The sequence below is a fragment of the Flavobacterium sangjuense genome (genome assembly GCF_004797125.1).
Lineage (GTDB): Bacteria > Bacteroidota > Bacteroidia > Flavobacteriales > Flavobacteriaceae > Flavobacterium > Flavobacterium sangjuense.
Genome location: NZ_CP038810.1, coordinates 1,563,478 through 1,583,407, shown reverse-complemented (window position 1 = coordinate 1,583,407; position 19,930 = coordinate 1,563,478). Strand labels below are relative to the sequence as shown.

The window sequence follows — 19,930 nt, the reverse complement described above, 5'->3', positions numbered from 1 at the left end:
TTAAACTTCAAAAGGAGGCAAGTCTTTTTTAATTATTGCAGGAGTTCCAATTACAAGCGAATTATCAGGAACATCTTTGGTAACAACAGAACCTGCACCTACAATAACATTTTTACCAATTCTTACATTAGGTAAAACTGTACTATTGGTGCCTATAAAAGAAAATTTACCTATATGACAATTACCCGAAATATTTACATCAGGACACAATTCCACAAAATCATCAATTAATGTATCATGACCAACAGTACAACATAAATTGATCAAAACCCCTTCGCCAATTGTAATGTCATTCGTAATTACAGTAGATGTCATAATATTACACCCTGCACCTATTTGATTTCCAAAACTTCCAATAATTGCTAATGGACTTACTGTGGAAGCATAAACACCTCCCAAATCTGTAAATTTCTTATATAATTTATATCTCAATTGTGGATTACCAATGCCTATGGTGAATTCTGAGCCCACTTTTTCAAAGAAATTTTTAGCTTGTAATTCACTTTTCAAAATAGGGAATTCACTGTATAAAAAATCGCCAATATCATGATTAACATCATCATAAAAAGCAATATTCTCAAGGCGATTTAATTGTTTTAGAACTTCTAAAACTTCTTTGGCAAATCCTTTAGCTCCTATAATTAACATGATAAATTAGTATTTATTGATTTAATAATTATTTCAATATCACTTTGCCTTAAATCATGAGACAAAGGCAAACACAAAACCCTGCTTGCAACACTTTCGGATACAATCATTTGCTTTGCATTAACATAATTGATAGTATTCAATGAAGGATAAAAGTACCGTCTCGGAAATATACTTTCTGCATTCAAAGCTTTTTGAACAGTTAATAATTCGCTCTCCGTTTCAAAAAGAACCGGATAATAGCTGTAATTCCATACAGTGTTGTCTCTTAGCTTCATTTTAGTAAGTTTCGAAAAATTTAGGTGATTATTATATAAATCAACTGTTCTTTTTCGTTCTGCCATAATCGTAGCCATATGAGGCAAAACCGCTAATCCCATAGCACCTTGCAATTCGGATATTTTGCCATTAATACCAAGCCCGTGAAAATCCAATGGTCCGTTGTGACCAAAATTATGACTGTAAAAACATTGATTTCTTATATGTTCATCAGAGCAAAATAATGCTCCGCCTTCACCTGTATGAAACAATTTAGTGGCATGAAAGCTACAGGTACTTACATCTCCATACTCAAAAATAGATTTGTCCTTATAGGTCACTCCAAAGGAATGCGCTGCATCGTAAATTACTTTTAAATTGTGTTTTTTTGCGATTGCCGAAATAGCCTCAAGATGGCAAGGATTCCCAAAAACATGAGTAGCTAATATAGCTGTAGTTTTATCAGTTATAGCTGCTTCTATTTTAGTCTCATCAATAGTTAAATAGTCAGGATGTATGTCAACAAAAACCGGTGTACAATTTTCCCAAACAATTGCTGCAGTTGTGGCTACATAACTGAAGGGAGTTGTTATTATTTCACCACCTTTCCCTAATATTTTTAAAGCAATTTGAAGCGGAATTGTACCGTTATTCATCAAAATAATATTGGAAACAGAAAGATAGCTTTTTAGTTTTTCTTCTAATTCCAAAATAAGTTCACCCCTATTAGTTAACCATTGGTTTTTCCATATTCGTTCTAATTGTTCTGTATATTCCTCAAGAGGCGGGAAAAAAGTTTTGGTAACGTTGATCATTTTCTTTTTATAATTGAAATTAACTCTGTAAAGGAATGCATTTTAAGACTAAATGCTAATAAAGCATAAAGTATAGAAGATACGAATCCGCCAACTAGCAGTCTAACAATATCATACTGACTTATTGTTATCACAAAAATATCAATAAAATATAATAACACCCCAACAAAAAGGGCTAAAAAAATGGTAGGGGCAATATCTTTTATTTGTTCAAATGAAGTATAGTTAATGAATTTGGCAGTGTAGTGGGTATTAATAAAAAAAGCCAAAATAGAAAACAGTACACTACCATATAATAATCCATAGATACCAAAAGTAAAAGTGATAAGAATAATTACTAACAAAAGTATTTTTTTTACTAACTCTAATCTCAAAAATAAATCACTTCTTCCTTTAACCTTTAAAACATTTAAATTGTAAGCATGAATTGGATATAATATACCATTAGCACATAAAATTTGAAAATAAGGTACTGCAGGTAACCATTTTTCTGTGAACAGGAATCTGAACAACGGTTCGGCTAAAACGGCTAAAAATATAAGTAATGGTGCTACCAAAAAAATAACCATCTGCATAATTTTTTTATAGACGCTTTTTAGTCTGACATCATCATTTTGAATATGAGCAAATAAGGGAAAAGTAACTTTGTCTAAAATTTTAGCAATATTATTAACTGGGAATTGTTTCAATGAGTCAGCTCGGGTGAAAAAACCTACTTGCGTTGGAGAAAAGAATTTTCCAATGATAATAGTGTAAACATTGTTAAAAAGAACATCCAGTAAACCTGATAGTGTTAGTTTATACCCATAATAAAAGTGATATTTAAACTTTTCTACACTAAAGAGTAAGGCTGGCCTCCATGAAGACCAAAACCATAGTTGGAGTACACTTAAAAAACTTTGCACTATAGCACTCCAAACCAAACTCCAAACACCAAACCCCATATATGCCATAGAAATCCCCACTAAACTACTTATAACCAAAGAGGGTATAGCAACTAACATTTGAGTTTTAAAGCGCATATTTTTAGTTAGAATGGTACTTTGAACAGTTCCAAAAGCATTTATTAAAAACACCAAACAATAAAGTCGTATAATAAGGGTTAATACGTCTTGTTTATAAAAAAGTGCAATACACGGCGCCAAAAAATAAATAGCTATGTAAATCAAAATACTTCCTCCTAAATTAAAATAGAAAACCGTACTGTAATCTTCTTGACTAACTTCCTTATTTCTGACTAAGGACTGACTTAAACCATTGTCAATAAGCATTCTACCAATAGCAATAAATATATATATCATTCCTATCAATCCAAATTCCGATGGCAATAATAACCTGGCCATTAATATGGATACTATAAAAGAAATACCCTGTGTACTGAACTGTTGCAAAAAAGTCCAAAAAACACCTGAAAGTGCTTGCTTACGTAAGGTCATGATAATAATTTGGCTTCATAAATCAACAATCCTTTATCTTTATAATTACTAGTGGCTATAAACCGTACTTTTCGTTCAATTTCTTTTTCAATTTTACCTTCTAACTGATTTAAATACTGTTTATCTAATTGTGGTCCAACTATTATTACCTCTATAGTACCACTATCAATGCCGCGAGCATAATCGCCAATAATATAGATCTGCTCTACAATACCCATTCGCTCTACTATCATTTCAATAATAGTAGGTAAACCCAAATAATGAAATACCAATTTCTGTAGTGTCTCAAATAATGGATGTTGCGTATTAGCGTTGTAACTAATTCTATTTTGAATGGTAACTTTATTTAAATAACCGGCTTCAGAAAGGTTATTCAATTCTTTTCGAATAGAGTTAGTCGATTCGTCAAACTCTTCCGCTAAACCACGCAAGTATCCCTTGTTGGCCACATTAATAAAAAACTTGACCAACAAACGCACTCTTGTTTTAGAAGTAACTAAAGTATTTAGCACATTATTTTTTTTGAGTAACAAAAGTACTCGTATTTATTAAAAACAACAAATATTAAAAGAAAAATAGTCAATAGATATCACAATTTAAATCTACTTATTTCTTGTTTAGGTATATATTTTATTCCTTACTATATTATACTTGATTAAATGCAAAAGACCCTCAATTTCTCGAAGGCCTTTTTATTATAAATAACAAATAGCTATTATCGTTTTACTACACGTAGCGTTTGTACATTATCTTCCTGTGATACAACCACGTTGTAAACACCACTCGGATAACGATCTCCGATGGTCGTTGTTTCTAAATCAGATACTCTCGCTTCACGCTGCTCGATCAATCTTCCAACCATGTCATAAACTTTTAAGTTCACTACTGAATCACTAGAGGTCTTAACATCCAGCATAAAGTTATTCGCAAAAGGATTCGGATAAGCACTCGCCTGGAATACTGTAGCTACAACTATTTTGCCCGATGGTGTCGGTGGTGCCGGAACAGAAATATCACAATCTTTACCAGCATAAGGGAAACCATAAATAAATGCATCTACCTGTAGCTTATAATCCCCACCTACTGTCAATGGTGTCAATAAATGGAAGTCCATTAAACGTACATATCGGTTATAACTATAATACTGCTGGCTGTAGCCATCTTCATTATACAATGTAAATATATATTGAGCTCCTCCTATACCTAGTGGATTAGCATAAATAACAGTGTTGTACGAAGTCAGAGCAAGCCCACCTTCCCCTGCACAATCGCGCAGTGAAGCAAGCGGTGCTTCTGGCGTAAATACTGAACAAGTAGTCCCATAGCTTGAAGGCAGAGCAACACTGTCAATTAAAACTATTGCCTTAACTCTGATTCGATACTCAGCACCAAACTTAATTGGGAAACTACTCAATTGTAATAAATTGAAAGACGGACTCGGACTGTTAAAGACTGTAGTAGCCGTAACTAAATCATCCTCAATCAACGAAACCTCAAAATCATAACTTGATGCAGAAACTACACTTGTCGCACGAATCGTACTTGATACCTGTGCCAAATGACTGCCACAAGCCAAATCAGTCAATGCAGTCTGCGCTACTCCTGGCGTAGTAACACTACACGCAGCACCATAAGTAGGCATCCATTCCTGATTCAATCGAAGCGCTACTTCTATAGTATAAGTAGTACTATATGTAGCAATATCTGTATAGGTTAATTGGAAAACATAGTTTGGACGCTCCACAATACGAAACGCTCCTGTTTGTGTATTGGTAACTCTAAAACGATAACCTGTAACTGTTACTCCGGATGGAATCGCCTGTGAAAAACGATCGCCTCGAATTATCTGACCCGTACTGGTTAAGTTTGCTCCACAATCACCTAGTCGTAATCTCGAAGTTATAATAGCACAGCCTGATAGTAAGCTACCATTACAGTTTTGAAGTATGCCGTCGTAACAAGTCTCTGCAGCTCCTGGATAAATCGTAGCAACTGAATCATTACAATCTGTTCCTATACTGCCTACTCCTGCATTGGCTAACTGACCAGCGAGTTTATAACCACCAACAGGCTGAGTACAGGCTGAAACTGATGATGCTGCACTACTTGAATAACCATCGTTATCAGCATCTAAATACCAAACCAGCTGAGCGATTACGGTAACTGTCGTAGCCGCCGATGATAAACTTTGACATCCAAAACCATTGGTAACCTGAACTGTATAGTCCCCTGCTGTACTTACTGTGATACTTTGCGATACAGCACCTGTTGACCAAGTGTTACCTGATGCCGCACTCGAAGTCAAAACAACACTCCCGCCTGAACAAAACGTAGTTGGTCCTCCAGCAGAAATTGTTGGAGTAGCCGGAGTCGGTAGCATCACCGCATTGGTAAACGCTGAAGATTGTCCGGAAGTACAACCCGTATTAGTAGAAGTTATCGTATACGATGTTCCAAGAACCGCACCTGTAATAGTTCCACCAGCACCAGCTGTTGGACCTGTAGGTGAGAACGTATATGTATTGCTTGCACTGTAATTTGTAATAGTACTAAATCCATTAGCCGAACAAGTTGGTGCTGTTGTAGTTACTGTTGGAACCGCCGGTAAAGCAATTACAGTTAGCACTCTCGTTACTTCTATAGCACATAAACCAGTATCTGGTGTAAATCTATAAGTAGTGTCACCTACAATAGTACTATCAAAAGGTAAAAAGGAAACATCAATTGCCCAGCTTCCATGAACACCATTGAGAGAAGTATCGCTAAATGGACTAGCCGAACCATAACATATTGGGTTAATGGCAGCAAAGGTCGGCGTTGTTTTTTGAATAACAGTTATACTAGCAACATTACTACCCGGATTAAATACTGTTATTTCTCGGTTAATATCGGTTCTTTTTACACTGGTAATAGTAAGAGGTTGACCATTATCATTGTCATAAGAAAGAGCAACACTAGTAAACTGTGTTAACCCAATACCCGCCGTTGGAATTGGAAAATTACCAGGATTACCATCAAATATAGCAGTATGAGTACCCGAACTTGTCGTGTAGGTAATCTCAGCAGGAATATCTGGTAATAAACCAACTATTTCAAAGACTGCCGCGGTTCCATCACAACCGGAACCCTGTTGGGTAACACTTGTAATTGTTGGTAATTTTAACGTAGTAAAAGTTACTGTACTTCCATAAGATGTTCCCTGACTGTTAGTCGCGTAAGCTCTAAAAGAATAGCCAGTATCAGGAACTAATAATCCTGTAGGTAAAGAAAAAGCACCCGTACCACCCGAGGTAGAAAGTGTAACAACATTTGCCTCTCCAATAGTAAGAGTAGTTATAATATCACTTGTTTTAGCGTATACTATTCCTTTTACAGTAATAGCACTTTGTCCCTGAGCTGAAGCATTCCCCGTTAGTGTCGCCGAATCGGTAGTGATTAAAGTAGCCGGTGAAGTTGTAGCAACTGCCGGAATTATTTGTACCACAGTAGCTGCAGATTCTGCGCTTACACAACCGTTAGTAGTTACATGAACTGTATAACTTCCAGCTGTATTTACAATAATACTAGCTGTTGTTTCTGTTGTTGACCAAGTATTCCCTGAAGCAGCACTTGACGTCAGCGTTACATTTCCTCCGGCTGCTATTTGAACCGTTCCACTAGGTGTAATCGTAGGTGCCGTAGGGATTGGGTTTACATCCACTTGTCTGTAACCCGAAGCCCAGGCACTAGTTCCTGAACCACAACCGGTAGCTGTTACATAAAGTGCAAAAGTAGCGTCTTCTGTAAGCATTCCTGATGTGAACGATAAACCTGAACCAACTTCCGTCCATCCAAGAGGAATGGAACTGCCTATTGGGGCTATGGTTAAACTATCATTTTTATACCACTTATATGTATATGGTTCTGTACTTCCGCTGACACCCGAGGCATTGATAAGGCTTGAGGTGTTACCGCTACAAATAGTTTCTGAATATATGGAACAGGAGTTTGTTGGAGAACTAGTATTTCTGGCATTCGCAGTATTTGTGTTTGTAAAATCATTAGCATTGTTTTCAGAATCTGTGCAACCTGAATTTTTTCTTTGATACGATAATACGTTTCCGGAAAGTGCAGGAGCCACTGTTCCTTCAAAAGTAGTAGCACCTCCAAAACCGAAAAGGTCAATAACCGTTGAACTCGCATTAATCAATTGAACTTTACCTGAAGTTGCTGACATATTGGTTGAACCTGTTGCCTGAGTTGTTGGTAAAACAATTCCAGGAGTTCCACCACTGGCCAATCCAATCAAATAATATTGTCCCGGAGCTATACTACCAGTCAAAGTTGCAGCATCTCCAAATGCCCCTGAAGCTGATGCATATTGAACTTTCCAGTTAGCCAAACTAACCGATGAACCTGTTGGATTATATAATTCAATGAAATCATTCTTATAAGTGGCAGATGCATTTCCACCTCCGCCATATACCTGACTAATTACTACGTGATTTGCCGTATTAGGAGCTGTAGAAGCAGCATCAACGGTACCAGGAACTAAAGCCGAACCTACATTTACTGTTGTGGCATCCGAAGCCGCACTTTGACACCCATTGACATCAGTAACACGTACAGTGTAAGACCCTGCGCCAACAGAAGAAATAGTTTGTGTGCTACCACTAGCAACAGCACCATTTAACCATGCATAACTAGTTCCTGAACTTGACATTAAACTGGTCGTTTCACCAAAACAAAGTGATACTGTACCACTTGGTGAAATCGTTGGTTTAGCCGGTAAAGAATTTACGGTTACAGAGGTGTTAACATCTATCGAACAGCTCGCTGCATTAGTTACCGTTACGGTGTAAGTTGTAGTTGTGGTAGGCGATACAGTGATAGGCGCAGTAGTCGCAGTTGTTGACCATAAATAAGATGTCCCTCCGCTTGCTGTTAAAGTAACCGAAGCTCCTGTACAAATGGTACCATCATTATTGGTAGTTCCCGAAGTCTCTGCTACACTTATAGCAGCTGTTGGGTTTGCGTTTACGATTACTTTAACAGTTGCCGAAGCCAATGATACTGAAGTGCCCGTTTGTGGACCACACTCAACATTATCTGAATAACCAACAACGAAATAATAACGGGTTCCTTCTGAACCTGTAGTTGGTGGTAAAAAAGTATTACTATTGGTTCCCACTGGGTGTGTAAATGTAGTATTATCATTGGTAGTATTATAATACCATTGATACGAATAACTTGGCGAACCTGTAGTCCCTGCAGAAGTAATCGTTGCAGCTAATGCATTGGCAGGAAAACCTTGGCATCTTATTTGTTCTGCATCAGGTGCAACAGCAGTAGATAAAGCACATATAGGCGCCGATGCTGAAACCCATTTTGCATATAAAGTGGTATTGGCTGTCATTAACAAACTTGACCCCGGATTATAATTTACACCAGAACCATCTGCAGCTGTATTCCAAGTTGAAAAATTAAATCCAGGATTGACAACAGAACCTATTCCAAGTACAGTCGCATTTGTGTTATAATTATAGGGACTACTTGGATCCGATTGCGTTCCTGTTCCTCCATTGCTATCATAAGTTAATGTGTAACTGTTAATGTTCCACTGAGCGTATAATATTACATTAGCATTTATTGTAAAAGTATTACCCTGAGAATAACTAATCCCCGAATTATCAATAGCGGTATTCCAATGGTCAAACGTATAGCCTGTTCTTGTTATAGAACCTAGACCTAATACCGTAACTGTTGCTCCATCATTATAAAGAGTGGCATCCGTTTGTGTCCCGGTACCTCCGTTAGCATTATAGGTAACTGTGTGAGGTGCTTTAGGAACTATTTCTCCGGAACTTAAAATAATTGTACCATTAGTATAACCCTGGAACGTAATTTGACTTAATTGACCAGACGTTAACCCGCTTGAAGAATTTCCGAAAAATATTCTGTTACCTGTGGTATTAGCCTGACCAGCTGTTCCATTCCAACCTGTTATGGTAATTGTTTTGGCAGCGGTCCATGATACTCCATTGCTGGCAGCAAATTTTAATGAATGTGCATTAGAACCTAAGGCAATCGTTGATGATTCCGTTAAGCCTAATGTAGAAGAACTAGTGAAAGTTGTAGACGCAGTGATACTCGTGGTACTTAATGTACCTCCATTTAATACAACCGGCGAAGCAAAAGTAGCTGTTGTAGTCGAAGGATTTAAACGCAGTTCTCCTGTAGTAATGGTCGTAGTACCACTATATGTATTGGCTGAATTTCCTAAAACTAAAGTACCTGCACCCGTTTTTGTTAACGGAAGAGTTGCTCCTCCATTAATAACTGAAGTAATAATGACTTTTCCGGCACCATCAACTCTAACAATATTGTTGGTGGTGTTCCCTAACGTTAATGACATTGGGCCAGAACTACTATTATTAGGTTGAAGCGTTAAATCAAACGCTGAATTATTTCTAATTATTGTGTTAGGGGTTAAATTAATTACACCACCGGTCAACGTTAAAGTTCCTGCAGTAGATGCTTGGCTTCCAATAGAAAGTGCTCGGGTTCTTAAATTCGTTACTTCTATTCCTAAAACGGTTGGAATACAAGTTGAAAATGTTATTCCCGCAACAATAGCGGTTCCTGCATCATTCCAAGTCGCAACTTGTGTGGTAGATGGCACAAAACCTGTATTCCAGTTAGCACCTGTACACCAAGAAGTACTTGCTCCTGTGTTTATCCATGGATTTGATGTTGAATTAGCTAAAATAATAACAATATCACTACTCGTAGCAGAATTTGTTAGCGAGCCAGAAGTCGCAGTAAGATTAAAAGTCCCTTCCGCATCAAACTGAGTAGCATTAAAAGTGGCTACTCCAGCAACAGCTCCCACAGCATTTCCTGTTATATTAGCCGAACCACTTACAGTTCCTTTTACCAAGGTTACTGTTCCTGTATATTCTGTATCGGTAGAATCATCAGGTCTTTGCGCCAATACTGTAAATGTCGTTAAATTAGTTCCAACATTTCCCGTCGTTGGCGGGGCAGGTGATATACCAAAAGCCAATTTTGAAGCTACCTTTAGGGTAGTAAAGGATTGCAAGGCACTGTAAGTATATGTTGTGCCATCAAAAACATAGGCCTTAAAACGATATAATGTATCTGGGGTTAACCCTGTTAATGCCGCAGTATAAGCTCCAGCTGAACCTAATGAACCCGACGTTACTATAGTTACTGTTAAACCTCCCGTTACATCCGGATTTGAATTTTCGCTATCTTTAGAATACACAAAACCTTTGGTAGTGGTACTTGGACAAACGCCAAAAGTTGCATCACCATTTAAGGTTGCAATAGTATTTACCACACTTGTAGCCCCAATTGAAGTAACAGCCTGAGATACTGGTGCTAAAGCTGTACCGGTCAGACCTAAAGTTCCAGAGGTTGTAATTGTATCATATTTACTGGTTAGTGTGGCACCAAGAGAGCCAGATACCGGTGTATAAGTAACATCAAAAGTGGCTGTACCATTGGTTCCAGGAATACTGGTAGAGGATAAAGGTCCAACAGAATATTCAACATTATTTGAAGAAACAACAACATTTGTTGCTGCTGTACCGGTATTAGTAATGGTAAAGGTTTTAGTTGAACTTCCATTAGTACATACTGAACCAAAAGCCGCGGAACTATTTGCAGTAATGGCAAGAATTGGTGTACTGGTAGAAGTAACAGTTAAAACTAATTGCCCACTGCCATTAACAGAAAGAGCTGCTGTATTTGACGGCGCTATTCCGCTACCATTTACAGTAAGGGTTCCCGGAGTTCCTGAAACACCTGTTGCCGAAAGCGCTTTATCTATTAAAATGTAAGTACCTGCAGTTAATGCAGTAGTAGTGATTACATTGATAGGCGCACCATTTAATGCCAATACACCAGCAGAAGCTCCACTAACAGTCAATGGTGCTGTCGCTCCACCTCCATAAGCAGTAAAGGTTAGTCCTCCTGTTGCTGATAGTGTAAGTCCTTTTGTGTTTGATACTGTTAACGTACCTGTAGTATTACTACCTGTAGCTGATGCTTTTAATACCTGATTAGTGGCCAATGTTAATGCTGTAGTTAATCCCGATACACTAAATGTCCCTGATGAACCAATAGTAATATTAGGTGAATTTGCAATAGAACCTCCTGTTGAAAGAGCTAAAGTACCTGCTGAGATTAATGTGTTTCCGGAATAAGTATTTGTTCCTGACAAAGTAAGAACTCCTGCACCTGTACCGGCTTTTTCTAAATTTTTAGAAGTCCCAGTAATAGCGGAAGCGATAGTCACTCCTCCTGCCCCCGTAATCTGAATAACATGATCAGTAGCATTTAACCCTAGATTAAAAGTACCGCTCCCGTTAGTAAATGAATGGGTACCGGAAGATTGATTCCAAATAATAGTATTTGCAGTCCCGTTTAAAGTAACACCATTGAAAAACACTGTCCCTGCAGTCGCAGTACTATTACTAACACTTCTATTTGTTGTAGCTCCAGTTCCGAAATTCAATGCCCCCAAATAATGGGTTCCCGTTTGGGTAGTCATGTTAATACCAACACCTGTTGCAGTATTAATGTTGAACAAAGCAATATCATTATTGGTAGTAACTGTTTTACTCCCTGGTACAGCTGCATTCCAATTTGCTGCAGTTAACCAAGCAGTACTTGCAGTACTTTGCCATGTTTGTGTGGTTTGCCCAAAATTCAAATTACATCCCATCAAAAAGACGGCGATTAAGAGTAGAATTGTTTTAGTTTTTTTCAAAGAGTTATTCATCATTCCTGATGTCACAAACTCACTCAATCTTAAAATAGTAGAGGTACTTTTCATATCTGATTAATTTTTTTCCAGCCTCAAACTTAACACTAAAAAAGTAATCTACAAGAAAAAGATATTAACTAATTGTTATACAACGGTTAATAAGCATTTAATCGATTTTAAATGTACTTAATCGATGTAGTTGTCACTTAAATCCTAAAAACCTTATAAGGATTTACTTAAAAAGAGAACAACAAAACCGCAAAAAAAGACCCTCGATTTCTCGAAGGCCTTTTTATTATAAATAACAAATAGCTATTATCGTTTTACTACACGTAGCGTTTGTACATTATCTTCCTGTGATACAACCACGTTGTAAACACCACTCGGATAACGATCTCCGATGGTCGTTGTTTCTAAATCAGATACTCTCGCTTCACGCTGCTCGATCAATCTTCCAACCATGTCATAAACTTTTAAGTTCACTACTGAATCACTAGAGGTCTTAACATCCAGCATAAAGTTATTCGCAAAAGGATTCGGATAAGCACTCGCCTGGAATACTGTAGCTACAACTATTTTGCCCGATGGTGTCGGTGGTGCCGGAACAGAAATATCACAATCTTTACCAGCATAAGGGAAACCATAAATAAATGCATCTACCTGTAGCTTATAATCCCCACCTACTGTCAATGGTGTCAATAAATGGAAGTCCATTAAACGTACATATCGGTTATAACTATAATACTGCTGGCTGTAGCCATCTTCATTATACAATGTAAATATATATTGAGCTCCTCCTATACCTAGTGGATTAGCATAAATAACAGTGTTGTACGAAGTCAGAGCAAGCCCACCTTCCCCTGCACAATCGCGCAGTGAAGCAAGCGGTGCTTCTGGCGTAAATACTGAACAAGTAGTCCCATAGCTTGAAGGCAGAGCAACACTGTCAATTAAAACTATTGCCTTAACTCTGATTCGATACTCAGCACCAAACTTAATTGGGAAACTACTCAATTGTAATAAATTGAAAGACGGACTCGGACTGTTAAAGACTGTAGTAGCCGTAACTAAATCATCCTCAATCAACGAAACCTCAAAATCATAACTTGATGCAGAAACTACACTTGTCGCACGAATCGTACTTGATACCTGTGCCAAATGACTGCCACAAGCCAAATCAGTCAATGCAGTCTGCGCTACTCCTGGCGTAGTAACACTACACGCAGCACCATAAGTAGGCATCCATTCCTGATTCAATCGAAGCGCTACTTCTATAGTATAAGTAGTACTATATGTAGCAATATCTGTATAGGTTAATTGGAAAACATAGTTTGGACGCTCCACAATACGAAACGCTCCTGTTTGTGTATTGGTAACTCTAAAACGATAACCTGTAACTGTTACTCCGGATGGAATCGCCTGTGAAAAACGATCGCCTCGAATTATCTGACCCGTACTGGTTAAGTTTGCTCCACAATCACCTAGTCGTAATCTCGAAGTTATAATAGCACAGCCTGATAGTAAGCTACCATTACAGTTTTGAAGTATGCCGTCGTAACAAGTCTCTGCAGCTCCTGGATAAATCGTAGCAACTGAATCATTACAATCTGTTCCTATACTGCCTACTCCTGCATTGGCTAACTGACCAGCGAGTTTATAACCACCAACAGGCTGAGTACAGGCTGAAACTGATGATGCTGCACTACTTGAATAACCATCGTTATCAGCATCTAAATACCAAACCAGCTGAGCGATTACGGTAACTGTCGTAGCCGCCGATGATAAACTTTGACATCCAAAACCATTGGTAACCTGAACTGTATAGTCCCCTGCTGTACTTACTGTGATACTTTGCGATACAGCACCTGTTGACCAAGTGTTACCTGATGCCGCACTCGAAGTCAAAACAACACTTCCGCCTGAACAGAATGTAGTTGGACCTCCCGCAGAAATAGTTGGGGTTGGTGGTGCAGTTTTATTAGCTGTGACTGTCACCGTTTTTGAATCTGTACATCCATTAGCACTTGTTACCGTTACCGTATAATCTGTAGAAGCTGCGGTCGGTGAAACTGTAATCGCAGCCGTAGTATCTCCGGTTGACCATAAATAAGTACCTCCACCACTAGCCGTTAAGGTAGTGCTTGGTGTAGTACAGCTAAGTGCTAAACCATTGTCGTTTGAAATAGCCGCTATCGGTGCTGTTTTATCTGCAGTAACTGTAGCAGTAGCAGTAGCTGTACATCCGTTAGCAGCTGTTACCGTTACTGTATAATCAGTAGAAGCAGCTGTTGGTGAAACTGTAATTGCAGCTGTAGTAGCTCCGGTTGACCATGAATAGGTACCTCCTCCACTAGCCGTTAAGGTAGTGCTTGGTGTGGTACAGTTAAGTGCTAAACCATTGTTGTTTGAGATAGCCGCTGTTGGCGCTGTTCTTGGCGCAGCTGTTCCGCTACCGGCATCACTTGTAACTGAATTTACTGTTTGAGTTACCGTATAGGTTGCTGCAGCATTTACCGTAATGCTAGCTGTTGTTTCATTAGTACTCCATAATAAAGTTCCAGTAGCAGTGGTAGACAAAGTTGATGTACCATCACAGTTATTAACTACGGTTACCACTGGAGTAGTAGGTTTTACAGTACTCGAAACAGTAGCAACGTTTCTACTTAAAGCACCAGTGCTAGATAGAACAATATTACCAGAATAAGCACCCACAGCTGTTGTCGCAGCTAATCTCACATAAACAGGAGTTGAAGCAATAGTACCCGCCGCACCTACTGTTACCGTAGCTCCATAACCTGAACCAGAAGACAAAGAAACCTCATATCCTGATGGTGGCGTTACTAAAATACCAGCAGTCATACTAACTCCTGAAACAGAAAAAGTAGTTGAAGCCGAAGCTGTTCCATAAGTAGTATTTACAGCAGTAAGAGGAGTACCCGTAAATGAGATACTAGGTCCCACTGACACAGTACCTGTTGTTGCAGCAAAATATGTTGCATTTATTGTTCCGGCATTAGACCCTGTACCTCCATAAGTAGAACCACTAGCCTGAGCAGCTCCACCCAATGTCAAACTTCCAACCGGAATATTCAAACCATTTGCTACACTTAAAGTTGATCCTGCTGTTATCGATAAGTTTCCACTTACAGTGACAGGAGTATTAAAGCTTACACCTGCAGGGTTGTTAATAGTTAAATTAGCAGCATTTGTCAGCAATGAACCTTTTACCTGCGCAACAGTACCATTAAACTCGTAGTTTGCAGCCGGGTTCAGTGTTTTAGTTCCGCCATTTGCAAAAGCACTGTCGAGGCCGCCTGCATTAGCAGTCTTAATTGTTGCTGCTGAAGCTGAAGCTATGGTGAAACTTACACCAGTGGCAGTAGCTGTAGGGGCTTTTGACAATTGTAATTGAGTACCAGAATATACAGCTGTCACATAAGTATTGGCAGGGATACTTCCTCCTGAGATAGCCATACCCGGTAATATACCTGTCATACTTCCACTGGTTATAGTAATAAGAGTACTCGTAGCACTAACTGCTGTATTACCGACAAGTGCAGAGGATGTATACGCACCACTTACCGTTACATTCACATTCGCACTACCATCAATAATACTTGTACCCATATCTAAAACGTTACCACCATTTACAACAAAATTAATCTGGTTACCCGCCGTGGCTGTAATTGTACTGGTTGTAGAGCGAGAATAAGTTTGCGCACCGTTCCCGGCCAAGTGAACATATGCTGCTCCACTGGCACTGGTACCACCTGTGTTTTCTATAATTGCACTGTTGTTCACTGTAAAGTTTCCTTTTACAATCAGGTAACAGTTTGCTGTACTACTTGATAAGCGAAACGTACCACCATCCAAAGTAAAATTACCTTTTACAACAATGGGTCTAAAAGTAGTTGAAGAAGCTGAAGAAGGATTCATTACAACTGAACCGGCTGATTGCAAATAATTACCGTCAATAGGCAAAATATTCGTACCTCCACTGGATATTAGTTGCAACAAACCTGTTCCAAATTTTGTAACCGTCAAATTACCTGCAATTCTTTGTAAACCACTATTACTACTAAAAGGAACAATGGTACCTGTTGGGGCATCTGTATTGAATGTAATATTACCATATACAGTACTTGCGGTAGTAGCCAAATTACCTGAAATAGGCCCTCCTGTTACATTGATTGTAGAATTTGCATTCCAAGTCACCGTAGATCCCCCTGGAAAGAATGCACTTGTTCCTGATAAAAGATAAGTACTGTTAGCATTAAATAATACAGTAGCACCTGTAGACACCAAGTTAGTAACGGTACCATTGTTCTCAAAAGTACCATTTACAGTAAGGGTCTTAGTTGATGAAACAGTAACAACGGCACTTGTAGTAGTTTTCAGAGTACCTCCGGTACTACCACTATTGATAGTTGTATTACCAATTGTTCTATCTGCACTGATAGTAACAGTATGTCCATCCTGAATGGTCGCCATAGCGGCAGATGCACCAGGAACTAAAGATGAAGTATGCCAATTAGTAGCTCCATCAACAGACGCTTCCCATGTTGCAATATCACCCCAATCACCATTGCCGGTAGATCGGAAATAATCAGTAGTATTAGTAACAACAGTCACCGTAATAGTACCATCTACAAAAGTACCAAAACTATAATTAGCAGCTGATAAAGTACCAACCGCAGGAGTTATAGTAACTCCCGAAGCACCAACTGCAGTAGTATTTGTATAATTAGTAGTATAACTTGCTGCTCCCGATATAACTGAAGCTGTCTCACTGTTTACAAAACCTGTAGCTGTATAAGCACCTGCTGCAGTAACAACAGATGCAGCTGTACCATAACCAACACTTTGGTTATTCGCAGTGATAGTTAAAGCTACTTTAGTGATGTTTGCGGTTACAGTAGAAGTTGTAACGCTATAATTAGCTGAAGGAGCAGTATAACCGTTAATAGTTATCGTTTTTCCATTACCAGCTGTTGCATTGGCAAAAGTTGCTGTCCCGGTACCGGTAACCGAAAACGTTTCTCCGTTTTGCAATCCAGAATACTCAGGAGTTCCTGTAAACGTAGCGGTTGTGTTACCATCATATGGTTTATTCACTCCTGTTAAACCGGTAATGGTTAATGGTGCTGTCGTGATATTTCCGGTTAATGTTGGTTGTGCCACCGTATAATTCGCAGAATCACCACCAACTGCCAAACTAAATGCAGAGGCTACTGAAATTCCATTAGCTACATTTACATCAGCAAATGTTCCGCCACCATTTACAAGCGTAACCGAATCAGGAGAAATAACTCCCACTAAGCTGCCACCCGTAATAGTTGCCCCTGCAGTTCCTGTATATGTTTTAGGAGTTACTGTGGCACCGCTAATTGTTAATCCTTTTTGGGTAATATCTGCTGATAAACCTGTTGGTTGTGTTAAAGTATAATAGTTTGCTTTAGCACCTCCTAATGTAGCTGTAGAAGTTACCGCTATTGCTGTACCTACTGTTACCTGTGCAAAAGTACCTGTTCCATTTAAGCTTACATCAAATTCATCATCACCATTCACAAAACCACTTAAAGTTCCTGAAAAAGTAGCTGCATCCGTTCTATTATATACTTTATTATTAGCAACAGCACTATTAACCGTAAGTTCTTTTGCAAGGATAGTATAAACAAGGATGTCATCTCCTGTACCAGTTCCATTAGTTGCGCTAATAGTTACGTTATAATTACCTGGTGCAGCAGTAGCCGTTCCTGTAATTTCACCTGTAGAAGTATTTACACTTAAACCAGCTGGTAATCCTATTGCATCAAATGATGTAGGTGAGAAAGTACCTGTAATTGTATAGGTCGCTGCGGCAACGCCATAAGTTGCAGAAGCTGTTAACGGACTAGTTATTTCCGGCATCGTAGCCGATATAATACTGAAAGCATAAGGTGTTGATGAAGCTCCGTTATAGTTAGTATCCGGATCTACCGTTGCTACTACCTGATAGGCGCCTGCATTAGATGGCGGTGCACTACTGTTATAAGCAGGACCGGAAGTATTTGTATATAAATAAGATACCGTACCTGTAGAACCTGTTACACTAGAAGTAGTTGGTCCTTGAGGATTACCATCATAAGCATAAGTAGGACTTCCTCCTGTAATTGAAATGCTTGAATTAGCTTTCGTAATCGTGATAGTACCATTTGCCGGAGTAAAGCTATAATTAGTAGCTATTAAACCAGTTACCACAGGAGTAATTGTAACACCTGGGGTTGCCGCAGCTGTAGTATCAGTATAAGAAGTTGTATAAGAAGCAGTACCAGTTATAACCGATGAATTCTCACTATTTACAAAACCGGTTGGGGTATAAGTACCCGCAGCAGTAACGGTAGCTGCCGCTGTACCATAAGTTACGCTTTGATTCCCGGCAGTAATAGTTAAAGGTACTTTAGTAATATTTCCTGTTAAACTAGGTGGTGTAACTGTATAATTTGCTGTAGGAGGCAAATAGCCTGAAACCGTTATTTGCTTTCCATCAGCAGCAGATGCTGTTGTAAAAGCTGCTGTTTGTGTTCCGGTAGTATTTACTGCATGACTTTCACTATTAACTAAACCTGTATAAGCCAAAGTACCAACAGTAAACGAAGCGGTTGTGTTACCATCATACGGTTTGTTATTACCTGTAAGACCTGTTATGGTTAAGGCTTTGGCGGTAACCGCATTTAAAGTCGGTTTTGTTTTAACATAAACAGAAGCCGCACCTGTACTTGATAATAACGCAGCATTAACATCGTTATACGAACCTGTTACGGGAGCATCTGACTTTAAACGAACATACAAGGTCGCTCCTGCCTGAGGAAGACTAGCAGTAGGACCAAAAGTAGCATTATCACTTGACACCTCAAAATTTGTTTGCGCCGTAGCTGTAATACCAACACTTAAACCAGAACCAACTACAGCAGAAGTTTGTGCCGTAGATGCAGTCCCATAAGTTGTTGTAAGCTGTGTCCCTAATGCTGGAGCTGTAATAGAAGAACCGGAAGCCCAACTTGCTGTAAAGTTATCTGTTGCCCATAAAGACACATTAGATGCTGAACCCATATAAACAGAAAAGAATCTAATAAAAATTGTTGACCCATTTGTTAGTGAAAGAGAAGACAATGTATAACTTAATGATGTAGCTGGCGAACTAATTGTCGCTATAGTTGTCCATCCAGTACTTGCACCAGTTGTATTTGTAACTGCAGTACCAAGAGTACTTACAGAAGTTGAATATTGTATAATAAAATTACTCCCTGTACCAGCTGTATACCACCTTTCCGCATCAAAGCCAATTGTTATAGAATTTAATGTACTACCAGTATTGTTGGTAAGTTTAACCCCCCAATCTCTTACTGTAGTACTAGTCATCATTGAACCAAAAGATCTTTCAGTACTGGAAGTACTTGATCCGCAAGACCAAAATCTATTGGTAGGGGTGGCATCACCCGTTGTGTATGTTCTGTAGCTAGTTTGATTACAATACCAACCTGCTATCGTACTATTGTCAGCCCATGCTACATTACTACCTGGACTATTCGTTGCTAGTACATCAAAGTTCTGCGAATAGCTTGTTGGGCTAGATGTCATAGAAATTTGCCCAAAAGCATTTCCCACACTAAATATTGACAAGGCTAAAACAAAAACCCCCAGCAATCGATGAACCGCCGTTTTGGCTTTTGCCTGATGAAAATTTTGGGTAATTTTAATCATAAAATAAATAATTAAGTTAAAAATTGATTTTGACATAAAATAATGTAATCGATTGCGTTAAAGTAACTTTTTCATCAAAAAAATGATAATACAAACTACTGATGATGAATAAATTAATGCAATCGATTGCATAACTAGTACAATTTTACAACAAAATAGAATACGAAACAAAAAATGTTAATAAAAAGTATCGTAGTAAATCATTTTTTTGTTAAAAAAACAAAACAGTCAATAATTATTTGACTGTATTTTTATAG

Annotated in this window: 6 protein-coding genes; all 6 read right to left on the bottom strand. The window is 38.6% G+C overall.

Translation table 11 applies throughout. The features are described 5' to 3' along the window. Complete coding sequence (locus tag GS03_RS06805) at nucleotides 1-648, bottom strand: acetyltransferase (RefSeq protein WP_136151801.1); 648 nt, start codon at nucleotides 646-648, stop codon at nucleotides 1-3. Next, entirely contained in the window at nucleotides 642-1,721 is a 1,080-nt protein-coding gene (locus tag GS03_RS06800; RefSeq protein ID WP_136151800.1) for a DegT/DnrJ/EryC1/StrS family aminotransferase, read from the bottom strand. The genes GS03_RS06805 and GS03_RS06800 overlap by 7 nt, the downstream gene beginning before the upstream one ends. Further along, nucleotides 1,718-3,157, bottom strand: coding sequence for a lipopolysaccharide biosynthesis protein (locus tag GS03_RS06795; protein ID WP_136151799.1), 1,440 nt, complete (start codon nucleotides 3,155-3,157; stop codon nucleotides 1,718-1,720). Before GS03_RS06795 ends, GS03_RS06800 begins: the two co-directional genes overlap by 4 nt. Beyond that, nucleotides 3,154-3,588 (bottom strand): ArsR family transcriptional regulator, encoded by a 435-nt coding sequence (locus GS03_RS06790; RefSeq protein WP_246034008.1) that lies wholly within the window; start codon nucleotides 3,586-3,588, stop codon nucleotides 3,154-3,156. The genes GS03_RS06795 and GS03_RS06790 overlap by 4 nt, the downstream gene beginning before the upstream one ends. Before the next feature lie 284 nt (nucleotides 3,589-3,872). Then, nucleotides 3,873-11,999, bottom strand: a complete 8,127-nt coding sequence (locus GS03_RS06785; RefSeq protein WP_136151798.1) for an InlB B-repeat-containing protein — start codon at nucleotides 11,997-11,999, stop codon at nucleotides 3,873-3,875. A 246-nt stretch (nucleotides 12,000-12,245) separates the two neighbouring features. Continuing rightward, the gene (locus GS03_RS06780; protein ID WP_168710279.1) at nucleotides 12,246-19,673 is read right to left on the bottom strand and encodes a YDG domain-containing protein; all 7,428 of its coding nucleotides are present in this window, start codon (nucleotides 19,671-19,673) and stop codon (nucleotides 12,246-12,248) included. Between the last annotated feature and the right edge of the window lie 257 nt (nucleotides 19,674-19,930).

Excerpts from the sequence above, each read along its gene's own strand:
- GS03_RS06805 (WP_136151801.1), bottom strand. The coding sequence starts at position 648 with ATGTTAATTATAGGAGCTAAAGGATTTGCCAAAGAAGTTTTAGAAGTT.
- GS03_RS06800 (WP_136151800.1), bottom strand. The coding sequence starts at position 1,721 with ATGATCAACGTTACCAAAACTTTTTTCCCGCCTCTTGAGGAATATACA.
- GS03_RS06795 (WP_136151799.1), bottom strand. The coding sequence starts at position 3,157 with ATGACCTTACGTAAGCAAGCACTTTCAGGTGTTTTTTGGACTTTTTTG.
- GS03_RS06785 (WP_136151798.1), bottom strand. The coding sequence starts at position 11,999 with ATGAAAAGTACCTCTACTATTTTAAGATTGAGTGAGTTTGTGACATCA.
- GS03_RS06780 (WP_168710279.1), bottom strand. The coding sequence starts at position 19,673 with ATGATTAAAATTACCCAAAATTTTCATCAGGCAAAAGCCAAAACGGCG.